18 protein-coding genes and 1 pseudogene are annotated in these 16,951 nt (G+C 65.0%); 12 read left to right on the top strand and 7 right to left on the bottom strand.

What is annotated here, in order from left to right; genetic code table 11:
• Window positions 1-38: 38 nt before the first annotated feature.
• The gene (locus tag V6W80_RS12050) at window positions 39-1,136 is read right to left on the bottom strand and encodes a DNA topoisomerase IB (RefSeq protein ID WP_160922522.1); all 1,098 of its coding nucleotides are present in this window, start codon (window positions 1,134-1,136) and stop codon (window positions 39-41) included.
• Between the two features lie 81 nt (window positions 1,137-1,217).
• On the opposite strand from V6W80_RS12050, the gene V6W80_RS12045 reads away from it, so the two are divergent.
• The 8 genes and pseudogenes from V6W80_RS12045 to V6W80_RS12015 all read left to right on the top strand — a co-directional run bounded on the left by V6W80_RS12045 (window position 1,218) and on the right by V6W80_RS12015 (window position 7,081).
• Window positions 1,218-1,475, top strand: a complete 258-nt coding sequence (locus V6W80_RS12045; RefSeq protein WP_064308867.1) for a DUF3253 domain-containing protein — start codon at window positions 1,218-1,220, stop codon at window positions 1,473-1,475.
• Between the two features lie 76 nt (window positions 1,476-1,551).
• On the top strand, window positions 1,552-1,860 hold the full coding sequence (locus tag V6W80_RS12040; protein WP_017640507.1) for a PepSY domain-containing protein: 309 nt from the start codon (window positions 1,552-1,554) through the stop codon (window positions 1,858-1,860).
• A 20-nt stretch (window positions 1,861-1,880) separates the two neighbouring features.
• Window positions 1,881-2,156 (top strand): PepSY domain-containing protein, encoded by a 276-nt coding sequence (locus V6W80_RS12035; RefSeq protein WP_085984307.1) that lies wholly within the window; start codon window positions 1,881-1,883, stop codon window positions 2,154-2,156.
• Window positions 2,157-2,822 (top strand): response regulator transcription factor, encoded by a 666-nt coding sequence (locus tag V6W80_RS12030; protein WP_017640509.1) that lies wholly within the window; start codon window positions 2,157-2,159, stop codon window positions 2,820-2,822.
• Window positions 2,819-4,165, top strand: a complete 1,347-nt coding sequence (locus V6W80_RS12025) for an ATP-binding protein (protein ID WP_338544362.1) — start codon at window positions 2,819-2,821, stop codon at window positions 4,163-4,165. The genes V6W80_RS12030 and V6W80_RS12025 overlap by 4 nt, the downstream gene beginning before the upstream one ends.
• Window positions 4,166-4,367: 202 nt before the next feature.
• Window positions 4,368-5,003: pseudogene (locus tag V6W80_RS24070) on the top strand (cache domain-containing protein); the annotation flags it as partial.
• 150 nt (window positions 5,004-5,153) lie between these two features.
• The gene (locus V6W80_RS24065; protein WP_371099782.1) at window positions 5,154-5,909 is read left to right on the top strand and encodes a methyl-accepting chemotaxis protein; all 756 of its coding nucleotides are present in this window, start codon (window positions 5,154-5,156) and stop codon (window positions 5,907-5,909) included.
• A 122-nt stretch (window positions 5,910-6,031) separates the two neighbouring features.
• Window positions 6,032-7,081: an AI-2E family transporter gene (locus V6W80_RS12015; RefSeq protein ID WP_017640512.1), complete on the top strand. Its 1,050-nt coding sequence runs from the start codon at window positions 6,032-6,034 to the stop codon at window positions 7,079-7,081.
• 46 nt (window positions 7,082-7,127) lie between these two features.
• Here V6W80_RS12015 and V6W80_RS12010 read toward each other — a convergent pair whose 3' ends face one another.
• A complete protein-coding gene (locus tag V6W80_RS12010) occupies window positions 7,128-7,997 on the bottom strand; it encodes a MurR/RpiR family transcriptional regulator (RefSeq protein WP_017640513.1) in 870 nt (289 codons plus the stop codon).
• 164 nt (window positions 7,998-8,161) lie between these two features.
• Between V6W80_RS12010 and zwf the strand changes: the two genes are divergently transcribed.
• From zwf to rluB, 4 genes are all read left to right on the top strand, one after another.
• On the top strand, window positions 8,162-9,631 hold the full coding sequence (zwf, locus tag V6W80_RS12005) for a glucose-6-phosphate dehydrogenase (RefSeq protein ID WP_338544361.1): 1,470 nt from the start codon (window positions 8,162-8,164) through the stop codon (window positions 9,629-9,631).
• Window positions 9,618-10,328 carry a 6-phosphogluconolactonase gene (gene pgl / locus V6W80_RS12000; RefSeq protein ID WP_064308637.1) on the top strand — a complete coding sequence of 237 codons (711 nt, stop codon included), beginning with the start codon at window positions 9,618-9,620 and terminating at the stop codon, window positions 10,326-10,328. Before zwf ends, pgl begins: the two co-directional genes overlap by 14 nt.
• A gap of 20 nt (window positions 10,329-10,348) precedes the next feature.
• Window positions 10,349-10,987, top strand: a complete 639-nt coding sequence (locus V6W80_RS11995) for a bifunctional 4-hydroxy-2-oxoglutarate aldolase/2-dehydro-3-deoxy-phosphogluconate aldolase (protein WP_044342103.1) — start codon at window positions 10,349-10,351, stop codon at window positions 10,985-10,987.
• A 293-nt stretch (window positions 10,988-11,280) separates the two neighbouring features.
• Window positions 11,281-12,342 carry a 23S rRNA pseudouridine(2605) synthase RluB gene (gene rluB, locus V6W80_RS11990; protein WP_064308638.1) on the top strand — a complete coding sequence of 354 codons (1,062 nt, stop codon included), beginning with the start codon at window positions 11,281-11,283 and terminating at the stop codon, window positions 12,340-12,342.
• A gap of 30 nt (window positions 12,343-12,372) precedes the next feature.
• On the opposite strand, the gene V6W80_RS11985 is transcribed toward rluB, so the two are convergent.
• From V6W80_RS11985 to V6W80_RS11965, 5 genes are all read right to left on the bottom strand, one after another.
• Window positions 12,373-13,296 carry a GGDEF domain-containing protein gene (locus tag V6W80_RS11985; RefSeq protein ID WP_338547322.1) on the bottom strand — a complete coding sequence of 308 codons (924 nt, stop codon included), beginning with the start codon at window positions 13,294-13,296 and terminating at the stop codon, window positions 12,373-12,375.
• A gap of 171 nt (window positions 13,297-13,467) precedes the next feature.
• Window positions 13,468-14,469, bottom strand: coding sequence for an NADP-dependent oxidoreductase (locus tag V6W80_RS11980; RefSeq protein WP_338547320.1), 1,002 nt, complete (start codon window positions 14,467-14,469; stop codon window positions 13,468-13,470).
• Window positions 14,470-14,524: 55 nt separating this feature from the next.
• Window positions 14,525-15,712, bottom strand: coding sequence for a benzoate/H(+) symporter BenE family transporter (locus V6W80_RS11975; RefSeq protein WP_338547319.1), 1,188 nt, complete (start codon window positions 15,710-15,712; stop codon window positions 14,525-14,527).
• An 8-nt stretch (window positions 15,713-15,720) separates the two neighbouring features.
• On the bottom strand, window positions 15,721-16,326 hold the full coding sequence (locus tag V6W80_RS11970; protein ID WP_338547317.1) for a LysE family translocator: 606 nt from the start codon (window positions 16,324-16,326) through the stop codon (window positions 15,721-15,723).
• Window positions 16,327-16,413: 87 nt separating this feature from the next.
• Window positions 16,414-16,893 (bottom strand): MarR family winged helix-turn-helix transcriptional regulator, encoded by a 480-nt coding sequence (locus V6W80_RS11965; protein ID WP_338547315.1) that lies wholly within the window; start codon window positions 16,891-16,893, stop codon window positions 16,414-16,416.
• Between the last annotated feature and the right edge of the window lie 58 nt (window positions 16,894-16,951).

Below are 16,951 nucleotides of genomic sequence, written 5' to 3'. Positions count from 1 at the left end.
CCGCGATAACCAGAGGCGGAGCGAACCGCCTCTTTCCGTCAAGCCGCCTGGGTTTCCGCCATCCGCTGTTCCAGCCGCTGCAGGAAGTTGAGCAGCAGGACCTCCTCCTCCTTCAACCCCTTGCGCTTGCGCGGTTTGGGCAGGGTGCAGAGGTCACCGGCCAGAAAGGCATCCAGCACGCCTGGATGGATATAGCACTTGCGGCATACCGCCGGGGTATTGCCCAGGGTGCGGGACACCGCCTTGACCATGTCCACCAGCTCTTTCTTGGCGTCGGTCTGGGTTTCACAACGCAACTCGCGTAGGGCTTCCAAGGCGAGGGCGCTGCCGGCCCAGGTGCGATAGTCCTTGGCGGTGAAATCCGCACCGGTCAGCTCGTGCAGGTAGGCGTTGACGTCGGATGAGGTCACGGTATGGCGTTCGCCATCGCCATCCACGTACTGGAAGAGGTGCTGGCCAGGCAACTCCAGACACTTCTTCACGGTGCGTGCCAGCCGCGGATCGCTGACCTTGATGTCATGCTCCACACCGCTCTTGCCACGGAAGTGGAAGGCGATGGTATTACCGTGCACCTCGGCATGCCGGTTGCGCAGGGTGGTGAGCCCATAGGACTTGTTGCTCTTGGCGTACTGGGCATTGCCCACCCGGATCAGGGTGGCATCGAGCAGGCTGATGACCGTGGCCATGACCTTCTCACGGCACAGGCCGCGCCGAGCGAGATCCTCTTCCACCCGTTGCCGCAGCTTGGGCAAGGCCTGCCCGAAGGCCAGCATCCGCTCATACTTGTCGGTATCGCGGATCTCGCGCCAGCGCGGATGGTAGCGATATTGCTTGCGCCCGCGGGCATCGCGTCCGGTGGCCTGCAGATGGCCATTGGCGTCCGAGCAGATCCAGACATCGGTATAGGCCGGCGGAATGGCCAGCTTGTTGATGCGTTCGATTTCCGCCTGATCGCGGATGCGTTCGCCCTCGGGCGTGAAGTAGGCCCACTTGCCACGCAGCTTGCGGCGGCTCAGGCCGGCCTGATTGTCATCGACGTAGTTGAGATCGGGCGGCAGGGGGGTACAGAGGGCGGTTCCGGTGTCGTCACGCTCATCGGCGGGGATGGGCAAATCGGTCTGGGCGAGGCGTTGCATTACTTTCGAGCGAGAGGTCATGACTGCACCGACGTTTTCCTGGTCGAAACGGTGGACTCCAGGAAAAGGGACCAGGTTCTCATGACCGCACCCAAGCCGACCGACGTACAGCTGCGCGACGCCCTGCTGGGCAAGGCCCAGGCATGCCGTCCGGGCACGACCTTTTGCCCCTCGGAAGTGGCACGAAGTCTGGCCGCGGACTGGCGACCGCTGATGGAGCCCTTACGCGACACGGCACGGGAACTGGCTCGCGAAGGTCGACTGCGGGTGACGCAAAAGGGGGAATCCCTAGACCTGGGAGTGCCCTGGCGCGGTCCGATCCGATTAAGCTTGGCTTAAGCGGCGTTTAAGTTTCGATTAATGGCGGATCGCTACTCTGGACCCAGATCGAACAGCAACCAGAGAGAGAATCCTCATGAAAAAGCTCACCGCCCTCGCGACCGCCGCCCTCCTGCTCACCGGTGTGGGCGTCGCCCAAGCCCGCGACCTCGGTCCCGACGAAGCCCTCAAGCTGCGTGACAGCGGCAAGATCAAGAGCTTCGAGGTGCTCAACCAGGCCGCCATCGCCAAGCACCCGGGCTCGACCACCCACGAGACCGAGCTGGAAGAAGAATATGGCCGCTACATCTACCAACTGGAACTGCGTGACCCCAAAGGTGTGAAATGGGATCTGGAACTCGACGCCACCACTGGCGAAGTCCTGAAAAATCAGCGCGACGACTGACCGTCGTCCTTGCCGGGCTGATCCTGCTCGGCGGCGTCTCTCCCCTGATCCAGGCCCGCGACCTGGATCAGGACGAGGCCCTCAGGCTGCGCAAGGAGGGGGTGATCCGGCCCCTGGAGACCCTGCTGCAGCGAGTCAACGAACGCTACCCCCAGGCCCGGCTGCTGGAAGCCGAGTTGGAAGAAGAAGACGGCCAGTATCGCTACGAGATCGAGATCCTCGTTGGCGATGTGGTCCGTGAACTGGAAATCGGCGCGATGGATGGCGCCATCCTGAAGGACGAGGTGGACGACTAGATGCGCCTGCTGCTGGTGGAAGACGATGTGGCCCTGGCCGACGAGATCGCGGCGTTCCTCTCGCGCCAGGGTTACGCCGTCGACTGGTTGGCCGATGGCCGCGACGCCGCCTGGCAGGGTGCCCAGGAGCCCTATGACCTTATCGTTCTCGACCTGGGCCTGCCAGGTCGGCCAGGCCTCGAGGTGCTCGGAGAGTGGCGCGCCGCCGCGCTGGCGACGCCAGTGCTGATCCTGACGGCGCGTGACAGCTGGGCCGAACGCATCGATGGCCTCAAGGCGGGCGCCGATGACTACCTCACCAAGCCGTTTCACCCCGAAGAACTGGGCCTGCGGATCGCCGCGCTGCTGCGGCGGGTGCGTGGCGTCGCCAATCAGCCACTGCTGCAAGCCGGGGGATTGGCGCTGGACGAGGCGCGCCAGTGCGTGGTCCGTGGCGGTGAGACCATCGCCCTCAGCGCGGCGGAATTTCGCCTGCTTCGCTGTTTTCTGCTGCATCCCGGCCAGATCCTGTCCAAGACGCGACTCAACGATCACCTGTATGACGGCGAGAGCGAGCGGGATTCCAACGTCATCGAGGTGCACGTCAATCACCTGAGGCGCAAGCTGGGGCGGGACGTCATCGAGACCCGTCGCGGTCAGGGCTATCGCCTGGGCGGTGTCGATTGAGATCCATCCAGACCCACCTCAGGGTCGGGCTGGTGGCCATCCTGCTGGTGGCCGGTCTAGTGCTGGTACTCGGCGGCGCCTGGCTGGTGGATCATGCCCTGCGCCGCTATCTGGAAACCGGGCTACGCGGCGAGACGGAAAATCTACTCGCTGCCCTGGTACGCGGCCCCCACGGCCTGCAATTGGACGAGGGACGCCTGGGCAGCCTCTATACCCGGCCGCTGTCGGGCCGCTATTTCCTGATCGAGATCCCGGCGCTGGATATCCGCTGGCGCTCGCGCTCGCTATGGGATGCGCAACTGGAAGCGCCGCCCGGCAATGGCTTGAGCGATACCCTGGCGGACGGTCCCAGTGGCCAGCGCCTGCTCACCTACCGCGCTGATTACCAGCGCTATGGCCAGACGGTGCAGGTCACGGTCGCCGACGACTACAACCCCTTGCTGGCCAACCTGAAGCGTATCCTCGCCTTCGGCGCCCTGTTGGGTCTGGCGACCCTGCTGGTGGTCCTGCTGCTGCAGCGGCTGATCGTGCGTCGGGCGTTGCGCCCACTGGAGCAGGTGCGCGAGCAGATCGCCCAGCTGCATCAGGGCCGCCGCTCGACGCTGGACGCCAGCGTGCCCACCGAACTCGCGCCGCTGGTGGCGGAAATGAATGCGCTGTTGCGCCATACCGAAGAAGGCCTCAAGCGTGCACGGCATGGCATCGGCAATCTGGGTCATGCGCTCAAGACGCCCTTGGCGGTCCTCACCAGCCTGGCCGAGCGGCCGGAATTGCAGGGGTTGCCGGAGCAGCGCGACAGCCTGCGTGAGCAGTTGGCGCGCATTCGCGAACGGCTGGAGCGAGAGCTGCGCCGTGCCCGACTGGCCGGCGAGGCCTTGCCGGGTGCTTATCTGGACGTCGCCGAGCTGCGCGAGCTCTGCGTGCTGCTCAATCGGCTGCATGGCGAGCACCTGAGTTTCGACTGCCAACTGCCCACAGGGCTTCGGCTGCCCTGGGACCGTGAAGACCTGCTGGAGCTGTTCGGCAATCTGCTGGACAACGCCGGCAAGTGGGCGGATCGGCAGGTCCGGCTGGAGGTGGCGCAGGATGAGGAGGGCTATCTGATCCGGGTTGAAGACGATGGACCCGGGGTGCCGGAAGCGGAGCGCGAGGCCATTCTGGACCGGGGCTCCCGTCTGGACGAGGCGGTGGCGGGGCATGGGTTGGGCCTGGGGATTGCTCGGGACATCGTCGACAGCTGTGGCGGAACCCTGGCGCTGGAGGTCGCGGCGCTGGGCGGTCTCGCCGTGGTGATCCGTCTGCCATTGCCTGGTGCCGGCACCAGGCATTCGTCCGGGAGATGACTCTGCGGTCAAGTTTGTGGGCAAGGGGTCGATAACGCCCTGAGCTCTTGCGACCAAGGAGAACCCCGTGAGCCTGAAACTGAAAGTCACCCTGCTGGCAGTGCTGCCCGTCTGCCTCTTCACTGTCGTCCTGGGCGGCCTGTCCTACTGGGTGTTCCAGGCGCAGGCAGCCAAGGATGTCGCCGATGCCCGCGAGCGGCTCATGGTGCAGAGTCGCAGCGCCCTGCAGAATACCGTCGAAACGGCCATGACCGTGGTCAAGCCGTTGTACGACAGGGCCGCTGATGGTGATACCGAGGCGCGCAAGGAGGCCATCCGCCTGCTGTCGGCCATCAGCTATGGCAAGGACGGCTATATCTTCGGCTACGACTCGAACGTCGTGCGGTTGTTCAAGGGCAACGACCCGGCCGGCATCGGCAAGAGCTTCAAGGACAACCGCGACCCGGCTGGCGTCTACCTCAACCAGGAACTGGTTCGGGTCGGCAAGGATGGCTCGCATTTCAGTCGCTACAGCTCGTCGCTGCCCGGCAACAAGGACGTGCTGGTGCCCAAACTCGCCTACACCGACTACCTGCCCAAATGGGATCTGGTGATCGGCTCGGCGGTGAATCTGGATGGCGTGGAGGCCGAGGTCGCTGCCGTGGCCCAGCAGGTCGCCAAGCGCACCCAGGACCAGCTCTGGCTGATCTTCGGCGTGGCCGGCGTGCTGCTGGTGGTGATCGGCATCGTCGCGCAGCTGTTTGCCGCTCGCACCCTCAGGCCTCTGGCGCAGATCCGGGAGAATCTCGACGACATCGCGGCCGGGGAGGGCGATCTGACCCGCCGCCTGCCGGTCAACGGGCGCGACGAGATCGGTGAACTCGCCGCCGCCTTCAATCGCTTCGTCGATCGCATCCAGGGCACCATCGCCCAGGTCGTCGACATCACTCACCAGTTCACCGGTCTGCTCGACGACGTCGCCCAGCAGGCCCAGCGCACCGATCGCGACATGCAGCGCCAGCGCAGCGAAACCGACCAGGTGGCCACCGCCATCAACCAGATGTCCGCGGCGGCCCAGGAAGTGGCGAGCAGTGCCCTGCAGGCCTCCGAAGCCACCCGTCAGACCGAGGAGAAAGGTCGGCTGGCCCGCGAGACGGTTGCCACCAGCGTGGCGCGCATTCACGAACTGGTCGAGGAGGTCCGCCAGAGCAGCGTGTCCCTGGATGGCCTCAAGCAGGACGTGGGCGCCATCGTCGGCGTGCTCGACGTGATTCGCGCCATTGCCGAGCAGACCAATCTGCTGGCCCTCAATGCTGCCATCGAAGCGGCCCGGGCGGGCGAGGCCGGTCGCGGTTTCGCCGTGGTCGCCGACGAGGTACGAGCCCTGGCCAGCCGGACCCAGCAGAGCACCCAGGAAATCCAGGCCATGATCGATCGCCTGCAACAGGCCACCGGCCGCGCGGTCGGGGCCATGGAACGCTCGGGCGGCATGGGCGAGGCCACTACGGCTCAGGCCGAGCAGGCCGGTACCGCCCTGGCCGCGATCAGCGAGCTGATCGCCACCATTAACGCCATGAACAGCCAGATCGCCAGTGCCGCCGAGGAGCAGACGGCGGTGGCCGAAGAGGTCAATCGCAGCGTCCACACCATCGCCAGTGCGGTCGACAGCATGGCCCAGGGTGCCCAGCAAGGCGCGCGCAACACCGCCGGCATGGTCGGCCTGGGCGAGCGCCTGGACGGTCTGGTCCGTCAGTTTCGCGTATGATCCCAGGCGCGCCGGCCACGCCGGCGCGCCTCTTTGGGTCGAGTTGGGGTGCTCATGGGAACCCCACGGCTTCCGAGGCTCTAAGCAAGGCCTGTCATCCTTGTGTGGAATCGCGAAAGCCAATGAAAAGTGCTCGGCTGGAAAACAAGACGTTCCTGATCCTGCTGGTGGTGGTCTCGCTGGCCTTCGTCTGGATCCTCACCCCCTTCCTGGGCGCGGTGTTCTGGGGCGCCATCCTCGCCATCCTGTTCGCCCCGCTGCAGCGCTGGTTCGTCCGCCGCTTCAACAACAGACGCAACCTCGGGGCGCTCTGCACCCTGTTCGTGATCCTGCTCATCGTCATCCTGCCAGTGGTGTTCATCGCCATTTCCCTGGTGCAGGAAGGCTCGCTGCTGTACCAGCAGGTCAGCAGCGGTCAGCTCAACTTCGGCCAGTACTATCAGCAGATCTGGGGTGCCTTGCCGGGTTCGGTACGTGGCGTGCTGGAGCGCTTCGGTGCCGGTGATCTGGATGGTATTCGCCAGAAGCTCTCCGAAGGTGCCATGCAGGGCAGCCAGTTCGTCGCGACCCAGGCCTTCAGCTTTGGTCAGGGCACCTTCCAGTTCCTGATCGGCTTCGGCGTGATGCTCTATCTGCTGTTCTTCCTGCTGCGCGACGGTTCGCAGCTGGTGGCGCTGATCCGCAAGGCCATTCCGCTGAGCGACATGCACAAGCGCAGCCTGATGGCCAAGTTCACCGCCGTGGTGCGCGCCACGGTCAAGGGCAACATCATCGTTGCCGTGGTGCAGGGCGCCCTGGGCGGCTTCATCCTCGGCGTGCTGGGCGTCCAGGGCGCGGTACTCTGGGGCACCCTGATGGCCTTCCTGTCGCTGCTGCCCGCGGTCGGCTCAGCGCTGATCTGGGTGCCGGTGGCCATCTACTTCCTGGCCACCGGTTCAGTGATCAAAGGGGTCATCCTGATCGTCTTCGCCGTGGTGGTGATCGGTCTAGTGGACAACCTGCTGCGCCCCATCCTGGTCGGCAAGGACACCAAGATGCCCGACTACGTGGTGTTGATCTCCACCATCGGCGGCATGTCGCTGTTCGGCCTGAACGGCTTCGTCATCGGCCCGCTGATCGCCGCCCTGTTCATGTCCACCTGGGATCTGTTCAGCCACCGCGACGATATCTGACGGCCAGCGTGCTCCGGGAAACTGGAGCACGCGGGTGGGCTGCTCGCTAGCCCTGGTCGGGCTCGGAGGGATAGCGGGTCGCGACCAGGCTTTCCTTGACCTTGCGCAGGTGCGGCTGGAAATCCACACCGCGCTTGAGCGTGACGCCGGTGGCCAGGATGTCCAGCACGGTGAGCTGGATGATCCGCGAGGTCATGGGCATGTAGATGTCGGTGTCTTCCGGCAACGGGATGTCCAGACTGTGGGTGCAGACCTTGGCCAGGGGGGTATTGCTGGCGGTGAGGCCGAGCACCGAGGCGCCGTTGTCCCGCGCCAGCTTGGCCACGTCCACCAGTTCGCGGGTGCGGCCGGTGTAGGAGATGATCACGAAGAGATCACCGGTCCTGGCGATGGAGGCGAGCATCCGCTGCATCAGCACGTCCGAATGCGCCGATACCGCCATGTTGAAGCGGAAGAACTTGTGCTGGGCGTCCAGGGCGACGGGGGCCGAGGCGCCCAGGCCGAAGAAGTGGATCTGCCGCGCCTGGATCATCAGATCCACCGCGCGATCGACGGTGCGGGCGTCCAGCCGCTGGCGGGCGCTGTCCAGCGAGGCGATGGTGCTGCTGAAGATCTTTTCCGCGTAGGCCTCGGATTCGTCGTTGGCTTCCACCGCCTGACTGACATAGACCGCGCCGCTGGCGATGCTCTGCGCCAGCTGGATCTTCATTTCCGGATAGCCGCTCACGCCCAGGGAGCGGCAGAAGCGGTTGACGGTGGGTTCGCTGACCTGCGCCGCCTGGGCCAGGGCCGCGATGGTGTAGCGCGTGGCCTGCCGGGGATTCTGCAGGATGACCTCGGCGACCTTGCGCTCCGCGCGGTTGAGTTCGCCGATGCGGGTCTGGATGGTTTGCAGCAGGGTGCTGGCACGATCCATGAGAACTCCTAGTGGTTGTTGTGCCTCTATCCTAAGGCTATAAAAGGTTTGGGCCGGGGTTACCCCGGCGCCGTATTTTTTAATATAAAGACTACGCGAATCGCCCCGGCTCCCCTATCATGGTGCTGGAATATCTCAAACTTTAAGTAAAAGAACGAATATTTATGGCTGGCGTCCGAGTTCTACCCTGTACCCTGGCAATCTTCGGCGCGTTGGGCGACCTGGCCCTGCGCAAACTTTTCCCTGCCCTTTATCAGCTGGATCGTGAAGGTTTGCTGCACGAGGATACCCGCATCATGGCGCTGGCGCGTGACCAGGGCGATGGGGTCAAGCAGCTGGAGCACATCGAGGAGCGCCTGCGCCACTATGTGCCCAAGGCCGATTGGGACGAAACGGTATGGACGCGGATGCGTGGTCGCCTCGGCTATCGCGCCATTGATTTCCGCAATCGCGAAGACTATACGGGACTTGCCGAGGATGTGGGTGAGACCTCGCCGTTGATCGCCTATTTCGCGACCCCGGCGCTGGTCTACAGTGCCATCTGCGAGAACCTCGCCGCCGTCGGTCTGTGCGAGCGCACCCGGGTGGTGATGGAAAAGCCCATCGGCTACGACCTGGAATCCTCCAAGGTGGTCAACGACGCCGTGGCGCGCTTCTTCCCCGAGGATCGCGTCTATCGCATCGATCACTACCTGGGCAAGGAAACCGTCCAGAACCTCATCGCCCTGAGGTTCGCCAACAGCCTGTTCGAGACCCAGTGGAACCAGAACTACATCTCCCATGTGGAGATCACCGTGGCCGAGAAGGTCGGCATCGAAGGCCGCTGGGGCTATTTCGACCAGGCTGGCCAGTTGCGCGACATGGTGCAGAATCACCTGCTGCAACTGCTTTGCCTGACCGCCATGGATCCGCCGGCGGATCTGTCGGCCGACAGCATCCGTGACGAGAAGGTCAAGGTGCTCAAGGCGCTGGAACCGATTACCGGCGACCAGCTGGCCAGCCGCGTGGTCCTGGGCCAGTACACCTCGGGCTACAGCGACGGCAAGCCGGTGCCGGGCTATCTGGAAGAGCCCAACTCCAACACCGAAAGCCGCACCGAGACCTTTGTCGCCATCCGCGCCGACATTCGCAACTGGCGCTGGTCGGGCGTGCCTTTCTATCTGCGTACCGGCAAGCGCATGCCGCAGAAGCTGTCGCAGATCGTCATCCACTTCAAGGAACCACCGCACTATATCTTCGCCCCCGAGCAGCGCAGCCTGATCAGCAACCGCCTGATCATCCGCATCCAGCCGGACGAGGGTATTTCGCTGCAGGTGATGAGCAAGGACCAGGGTCTGCGCAAGGGCATGCAACTGCGCAGCGGTCCGCTGCAACTCAATTTTTCCGAGACCTTCAAGCATCTGCGCACCCCGGATGCCTACGAGCGGCTGCTGCTGGAAGTCATGCAGGGCAACCAGTCGCTGTTCGTCCGCAAGGACGAGATCGAAGCGGCCTGGAAATGGTGCGATCAGCTGATGGATGGCTGGTCGAAGATGGGCGACTCGCCCAAGTCCTATGCCGCCGGCAGCTGGGGTCCGCTGACCTCCATCGCACTGATCGCACGAGACGGGAGATCCTGGTATGGCGACGTCTGATCTGGGGCAGGGCGTGACCCTGCGCGAATTGCCCGACCGCGAGGCCCATGCCACGGCGTTGGCCGAGACGGTCACCACCGCGCTGCGCGAGGCTCTGGCGGCCCGTGGCGAGGCCTTGCTGATCGTTTCTGGTGGGCGCAGTCCGGTGCCCTTCCTCGAACGCCTGGCTCAGGCGGACCTGGAGTGGTCCAAGGTGCTGGTCACCCTGGCCGACGAGCGCTGGGTACCCATCGATGACCCGGACAGCAACGCCGGCCTCTTGCGCCAGCACCTCTTCCAGGGACCTGCCGCCGCGGCCGGATTCGTCGATCTCTATACCCCGGCGGCCACTGCGCAGGAGGGCATGGCCCTGACCGAAGCCCGGCTCCGCGACGCCTTGGGTACGCCTGATGTGCTGGTCCTGGGGATGGGTGACGACGCCCATACCGCCTCGCTGTTCCCCGGCAGTCCCGGTCTGGAAGAGGCCCTGGATCCGGCCAGCGAACGCCTGAGCTTCCCCGGCGTGGCACCGTCCGCGCCCCAGACCCGCATCACCCTGAGCCGCGCCTATCTGAGCCGCGCGCGGCAACAGATCCTCGCCGTCCAGGGCGCGGGCAAGCGACAGGTACTGGAAACCGCTCTGGCCGAGGGCGACGAGTTGGCCACTCCGATCAAGGCGTTCCTGCGCGAACCCCTGGTCGTCTATTGGTGCCCCTGACGAGGAGTTGAGTTTTGGACATGCAGAACAAGATCGCGACCCTAGATGCCCTGTGCGCCCGCGCGCGCATTCTGCCGGTGATCGTGATCAACGATCCGGCCGACGTGCTGCCCTTTGCCGATGCCATGGCCGCTGGTGGTCTTACGGCGCTGGAGATCACCCTGAGATCCGCCCACGGGCTGGATGCCGTACGGCTACTGCGCCAGGAGCGTCCTGAGCTGGACGTGGGGGTGGGCACCGTGCTGGACGTGCGGATGTTTGACGCCGCGGTCGAGGCTGGCGCCCAGTTCATCGTCACCCCGGGCACCACCGAGGAAATTCTCCAGGCCGGGGTAGCGGCACCCATTCCGCTCTTGCCGGGCATTGCCACGCCCTCCGAGATCATGCAGGCCTATCGCCTGGGCTATCGCCGCTTCAAGCTGTTTCCCGCCAACGTCTATGGCGGCGTGGATGCGCTTAAAGCCTTCGCTGGTCCCTTCGCCGAGCTCAAGTTCTGCCCGACCGGTGGCGTCAATCCAGGCAATGTGAAGAACTACTTCCAGCAGCCCAATCTGCTGTGCGTTGGCGGTAGCTGGATGCTGCCGGGTGACGTGGTCAAAGCCAAGGACTGGACGCGCGTCGAACAACTCTGCCGCGAGGCCCTGGCGACGCTCGACTGAGCCTGCGGCCATCCGTCACCCGCTGGGCTAGTGCGGTGTCTCTGAAGTTCGCGCAAGAATTGGCGAGTGATTTCTTGGCTGTGGCCAGGCGCCGGTACGAGTCATAGCAGGGCTATGGCGAGGAGTGGCAACGCCGCCACAGCCGAAAAAGCGCCGCCAAAATTGTGCAGTCAATTTCAGAGACACCACACTCGCTAGGCTGGCGCGAGCGGGGGCGCTATCATGCGCCCCTGTCTTTTTCCTGGCGCCCATTCCGCGGCGCCTTTGTCGTCCACTACACCGGGAGGTGCCTGATGACCCTCGACAAGAATCCCCAAAACGAATCCCTCGAAGAAACCGTCCCTGCGCCAGCTGGTGAGAAGCTGCAGAAGGTGCTGTCGCGCCTGGGCGTCGGCTCGCGTCGCGATGTCGAAGCCTGGATCGGCGAAGGCCGCATCAAGGTCAATGGCGTGGTCGCCCCCCTGGGGCTGCGAGTCATGCCCAAGGACGCCATCGCGGTGGACGGACGTCTGCTCAAGCGCGACCAGGCCGAGGAAGTGGTACGCCGGGTATTGATCTACAACAAGCCCGAGGGCGAGATCTGCACCCGTGACGATCCCGAAGGCCGACCCACCGTCTTCGACCGCCTGCCCAAGCCCAAGCAGGGTCGCTGGATCAATGTCGGTCGCCTGGACATCAACACCACCGGCCTGCTGCTGTTCACCACCGATGGCGAACTGGCCAACCGGTTGATGCACCCGTCCTACCAAATGGACCGCGAATATGCGGTGCGGGTACGTGGCGAGGTGACCGAAGAGATGCTGCTGCGCCTGAAGAACGGGGTGATCCTCGAAGACGGTCCGGCACGCTTCACCGACGTCCAGCAGGCGCCGGAAGGCGATGGCTTCAACCACTGGTTCCATTGCGTGGTGATGGAAGGCCGCAACCGTGAAGTCCGCCGGCTGTGGGAGTCCCAGGGCCTGGTGGTGAGTCGTCTGAAGCGCGTTCGTTTCGGTCCGGTGTTCATGACCAGCGATCTGCCGGTCGGCCGCTGGCGCGAGATGACCCAGGGGGAGATCGACATCCTCGCGGGCGAAGTCGGGCTGCCGCCGGTGGCGCTGCCGGCCATGGGCGGCAAGACCAAGGAAAAGCTCGAACGTCAGCAGCGCAAGACCGCGCGGCCGATCGATGCCGGTCGGGGTTCGCGCAACAAGCTCAACAAGGCGGGCAAGGCCAGCAAGCCCCAGGGGTCGGCCGTGGCCGAGCGGCCGAGCGAAATGGGCCGCAAGCCGGTCAGCAAGGGCCGTACCTCGCCCGGCATCGCGCCGCGTCGCGGTCCAAGCGGTGGCGGTACCGGCAAGGGCGGTCGCCGCTAAGCAGAGCGGTCGCCTGGCCCCAGGCGACCCTCAGGTCAGGCTGCAGGATCGATTGCGGCCTTCGGCCTTGGCTTGATAGAGGGCTCGATCCGCGCGCAGCAGCAGGCAGCGCGGGGACTCGACGTCACGTAGCGTCGCCAGCCCGAGGCTCAGGGTGACCGGCAGTGGAATGGCGCCGGCGGTCTCCGATTGAGCTTCGACAGCCGCTCTCAGGCGCTCCGCCACGATATGGGCTGCCTCATGACCGGTGGCCGACAGCAGCACGCAGAATTCCTCGCCGCCAAAGCGAAAGATCATGTCCATGCTTCTCAGGCAGTTGCTGAGGGTGCGGGCGGTCTGCCGCAACACGTCGTCCCCGACGCTGTGGCCGAAGCGGTCGTTGATGCGTTTGAAGTGGTCCAGATCCAGCATCAGCAGCGACAGGGGCTGCTGGGTACGGCGCGCCAGCTCCAGCTCCCGCACCAGGGCGCGGTCCAGGGCGTTGCGATTGCCGACCCCGGTGAGGGCATCGCGCAGGGCATTGTTCTGCGCCTCGCGATAGAGCATGGCGTTGCGCAGGGGAAACAGCAGGGTGCCGAGGAGGTATTCCAGCGCACTGAGCTCGCTGTCCTGGAAGCGCTCCTGACGGTAGAAGGTCAGCTCACCCAGGCGGATATCGCCCTGGCTCAGGTGGTAGTGCACCTGGTGACCCTGCTCTTCGCCCAGTCTGATGACCACGTCTTCTGCGGCGTTGCGATAGGCGAGCCCAGGTACGTCCACGAGGGTATCCACCTCCTGCCGAAAGAGCTGCAGGACCCGTTCGAGATCCAACGATGACTGCAGGACGCTGAGCAGGCGCTGACGTAGCGTACTCAGCACCAGGGGATCGCTTTCGCGAACGGGGGCGACCTGGCTGGCGTTACGCTGCTGGCGAGCGCGATCGAGATTGATGGTGTTGGATGAGGGCGGGACCATGCCTGTTCTCCTTGGCGGATAGTCCCTCTGAAGCGAGAAGCGTGCCAGTCTTATAGTTTCATAAAAATCAATGACTTAGGCAGATGATGGCGATTAGCCGTCTATAAGTTGGCGCCTGGAGGCCAAGCGGACCGCATAGGCGGCCCGCTCGCGACGATTTTCCGACGCGGTTCAGACCTTGAGCACCAGCTTGCCGAAGTTCTCGCCGGAGAACAGCTTCATCAAGGTCGTGGGGAAGGTGTCCAGGCCTTCCACCACATGCTCGCGGGACTTGAGCTGGCCGTCGGCCAGCCAGATCGCCAGCTGCTGTTGCGCCTCGGCATAGCGGGCGGCGTGGTCGAGAACGATGAAGCCTTCCATGCGGGCGCGATTGCTCAATAGCGCCAGATAGTTCTGCGGGCCCTGGATCTTGTCGCTGTTGTACTGGCTGATGGCACCGCACAGGACTACCCGGGCGCGGAAATTGATCTGCGCCAGGACCGCATCCAGGGTCGGGCCGCCGACGTTGTCGAAATAGACGTCGATGCCGTTGGGGCACTCACGGCGCAGGGCGGCCGCCAGGTCTGGCTCGGCCTTGTAGTCGATGGCGGCGTCGAAGCCCAGCTCCTCGATCAGATAGCGGCATTTTTCCGCACCGCCGGCGATGCCCACCACGTGGCAGGCCTTGAGCTTGCCGATCTGGCCGACCATGCTGCCGACCGCGCCAGCGGCGCCTGAGACCACGAGGGTCTGGCCGGCCTTGGGCTCGCCGACTTCCAGCAGGCCGAAGTAGGCGGTGAGGCCGGTCATGCCGAGTACCGAGAGATACTGGGGCAGGCTGGCCTTGCTGGGATCCACTGGGTAGAAGCCCTGGGGTTCGCCCAGGTAGTAGTCCTGGATGCCGAGCATGCCGTTGACGGTATCGCCCACCTTGAAGTCCGGGTGGTTGGAGGCCACCACCTCACCCACGCCCAGGGCGCGGATGACCTCGCCGATACCGATGGGCTTGATATAGGACTTGCCCTCGTTCATCCAGCCACGCATGGCCGGGTCGAGGGACAGGAACAGATTCTTGATCAGCACCTGGCCGGCGCCGGGTTCGCCGATCGGCTGCTCGACGCGCTCGAAGGTGTCGGCGGTGGGTTCGCCGGACGGGCGCTTGGCGAGCAGGAACTGGCGATTGGTACGGGACATGGTGTTCTCCTGACGGGAAGGATCAAGTTCCGACCCGTCAGGAGGGGCCCGGGTTCTAACGGCGACGTGCGGTCAGTAGCAAACTGGCCAAAAGACCGGCGACCAGCCCCCAGAAGGCCGAGCCGATGCCGGCCAGGGTCAGGCCCGAGGCGGTGACCAGAAAGGTGATGAGTGCCGGTTCGCGCTGGCCGGGGTCGGCGAGGGCGCCATGCAGGCCGTTCATGATGGAGCCGAGCAGCGCCAGGGCGGCCACCGAGATCACCAGTTCGCCTGGCAGCGAGGCGAACAGCGCCGCCAGGGTGGCGCCGAACAGCCCGGCGATGCCATAGAAGAGTCCGCACCAGACCGCCGCCGTATAGCGCTTGCTGGCGTCTTCATGGGCCTGGGGACCGGTGCAGATCGCCGCGCTGATGGCCGCCAGGTTGATGCCATGGGAGCCGAAGGGTGCCAGCAGCAGCGAGGCGAGGCCGGTGGTGGCGATCAGCGGGGAGGCCGGGACCGCGTAGCCATCGGTGCGCAGCACGGCGATACCGGGCATGTTCTGCGAGGCCATGGCCACCACGAACAGCGGGATGGCGATGCCGATGGTGGCGGCCAGGGAAAAGGTCGGGGTGGTCCACACCGGCACCGCCAGCTCCAGGCGCAGGCTGTGGAAGTCCAGCAGGCCCAGCCCGGCGGCCAGCAGCAGGCCAGCCACCAGTGCGACCAGCACGCAGTAGCGCGGCCACAGCCGCTTGGCCACCAGGTAGGCCAGGGCCATGCCCAGTACCAGCGCGGTCTGGTGCTGGACCGCGGTGCAGATCTCGATGCCGATGCGAAAGAGGATGCCGGCCAGCAGGGCGGCGGCGAGGGCCGGGGGTACCCGACGCAGTAGACGGTCGACGCTGCCGGTGAGGCCGCACAGGGCGAGCAGCACGGCGCAGAGGACAAAGGCGCCGATGGCGTCGCTGTAGGGCACCGACGGCAGGCTGGTGACCAGCAGGGCGGCGCCCGGGGTCGACCAGGCGATGACGATGGGGGTGCGGTACTTCAACGACAGGCCGATGGTGGTCAGCGCCATGCCGATGGACAGTGCCCAGATCCAGGAGGAGATCTGTCCGCTGCTCAGGCCGGCATTCTGACCGGCCTGGAACATCAGCACCAGGGAACTGGTGTAGCCCACCAGCATGGCGACGAAACCGGCGACCACGGCGGCGGGGGAGCTATCGGCCAGCGGGGTAAGGCGTTGTGGAGCCGCGTGCATCAAAAACCTCAGTGATGGCCGAACAGGATGGGGTAGAGGGACAGCACCAGCAGCAGCGCCATGCTCCAGTTGAACAGCCGCAGGCGCGCCGGACTGCTGAGCAGGCGGCGCAGGCCCATGCCGAACAGCGTCCAGAGGCTGACGCTGGGCAGGTTGATCAAGGCGAAGAGCAGGGCGACCAGCAGCAGATTGGCGGTGAAGTTCTCGGCCGGAATATAGGCGGTGACCGCGCCAATCGCCATTACCCAGGCCTTGGGATTGACCCACTGGAAGGCCGCAGCCTGGAAGAAGCCGAAGGGCTTGCCGCTGCCTGACTCCCGCGGCGTGGGGGCCGCGGCGGTGGCCAGTTTCCAGGCCAGATACAGCAGGTAGGCGCCACCGATCACTCGCAAGGCGATCTGCAGCGGCGGATAGAGCACGAACATCTGACCCAGTCCGAGGCCGGTGCAGATGACCAGCAGCATATGCCCCAGGCTGATGCCGAACATGTGCGGCAGGGTACGGCGGAAACCGAAATTGACCCCCGACGCCAGCAGCATCATGTTGTTGGGACCGGGCGTGGCGGAAGAGACGAAGGCGAAGAGCATGAAGGCGGAGAGCAGTTCGACGGTCATGAGGGCATCCCTGGGCTTTGCGTCAGCTTAGCCAGGCACCTGGGGCCGGTATCCATACACCAGGGCCGCGAACGAGCAGTACAGTTTTTAGGAGTCGACCGAGGGTTCCGAACTGTCCTGGCTACCAGCGGTGTCCTGGCGATCAGCCAGGGCCTGGTTGAAGGCCAGCCAGCCCTCGGCCGCGGTCGGCCCGGCCGTGGCCAGCGCCGCCTGCACCAGGCGCATCTGCTCGCGTCTCAGGGTCTGCTCCAACGCAGCGCCGCCTCGGGTCAGCGACAGCCGCCGCTTGCGCTTGTCCGTGGCATCCGTCTCCATGGCCACCAGTTGCATCTCCAGCAACTGCCGCAGCGGAATGTTCAGCGCCTGCTTGCTGACCCCGAGCACCTCCAGCAGGGCCTTGTTGCTGAGCCCCGGCTCGCGGGCGATAAAGAACAGGACGCGCTGATGGACCCGGCTCAGGCCACGGCGCGCCAGCATGTCGTCGGCCTTGGCGGTGAAGGCCTGGTAACTAAAGAAGAAGGTCTCCATGACCAGGCGCTGCTGAGCGGTCTGATTTAGGTCAAGCATATTGACTTGTCTTTCCGGTGTGGATTAGGGTCGGTCAAGTAGTTTGACTCATTAGCCG

This window comes from Pseudomonas benzopyrenica, from assembly GCF_036884265.1.
In the GTDB taxonomy this organism is placed as follows: Bacteria; Pseudomonadota; Gammaproteobacteria; order Pseudomonadales; family Pseudomonadaceae; genus Chryseomonas; species Chryseomonas benzopyrenica.
Note: the sequence above shows the minus strand (reverse complement) of the source record. Positions and strands in the feature narration are given on the sequence as shown.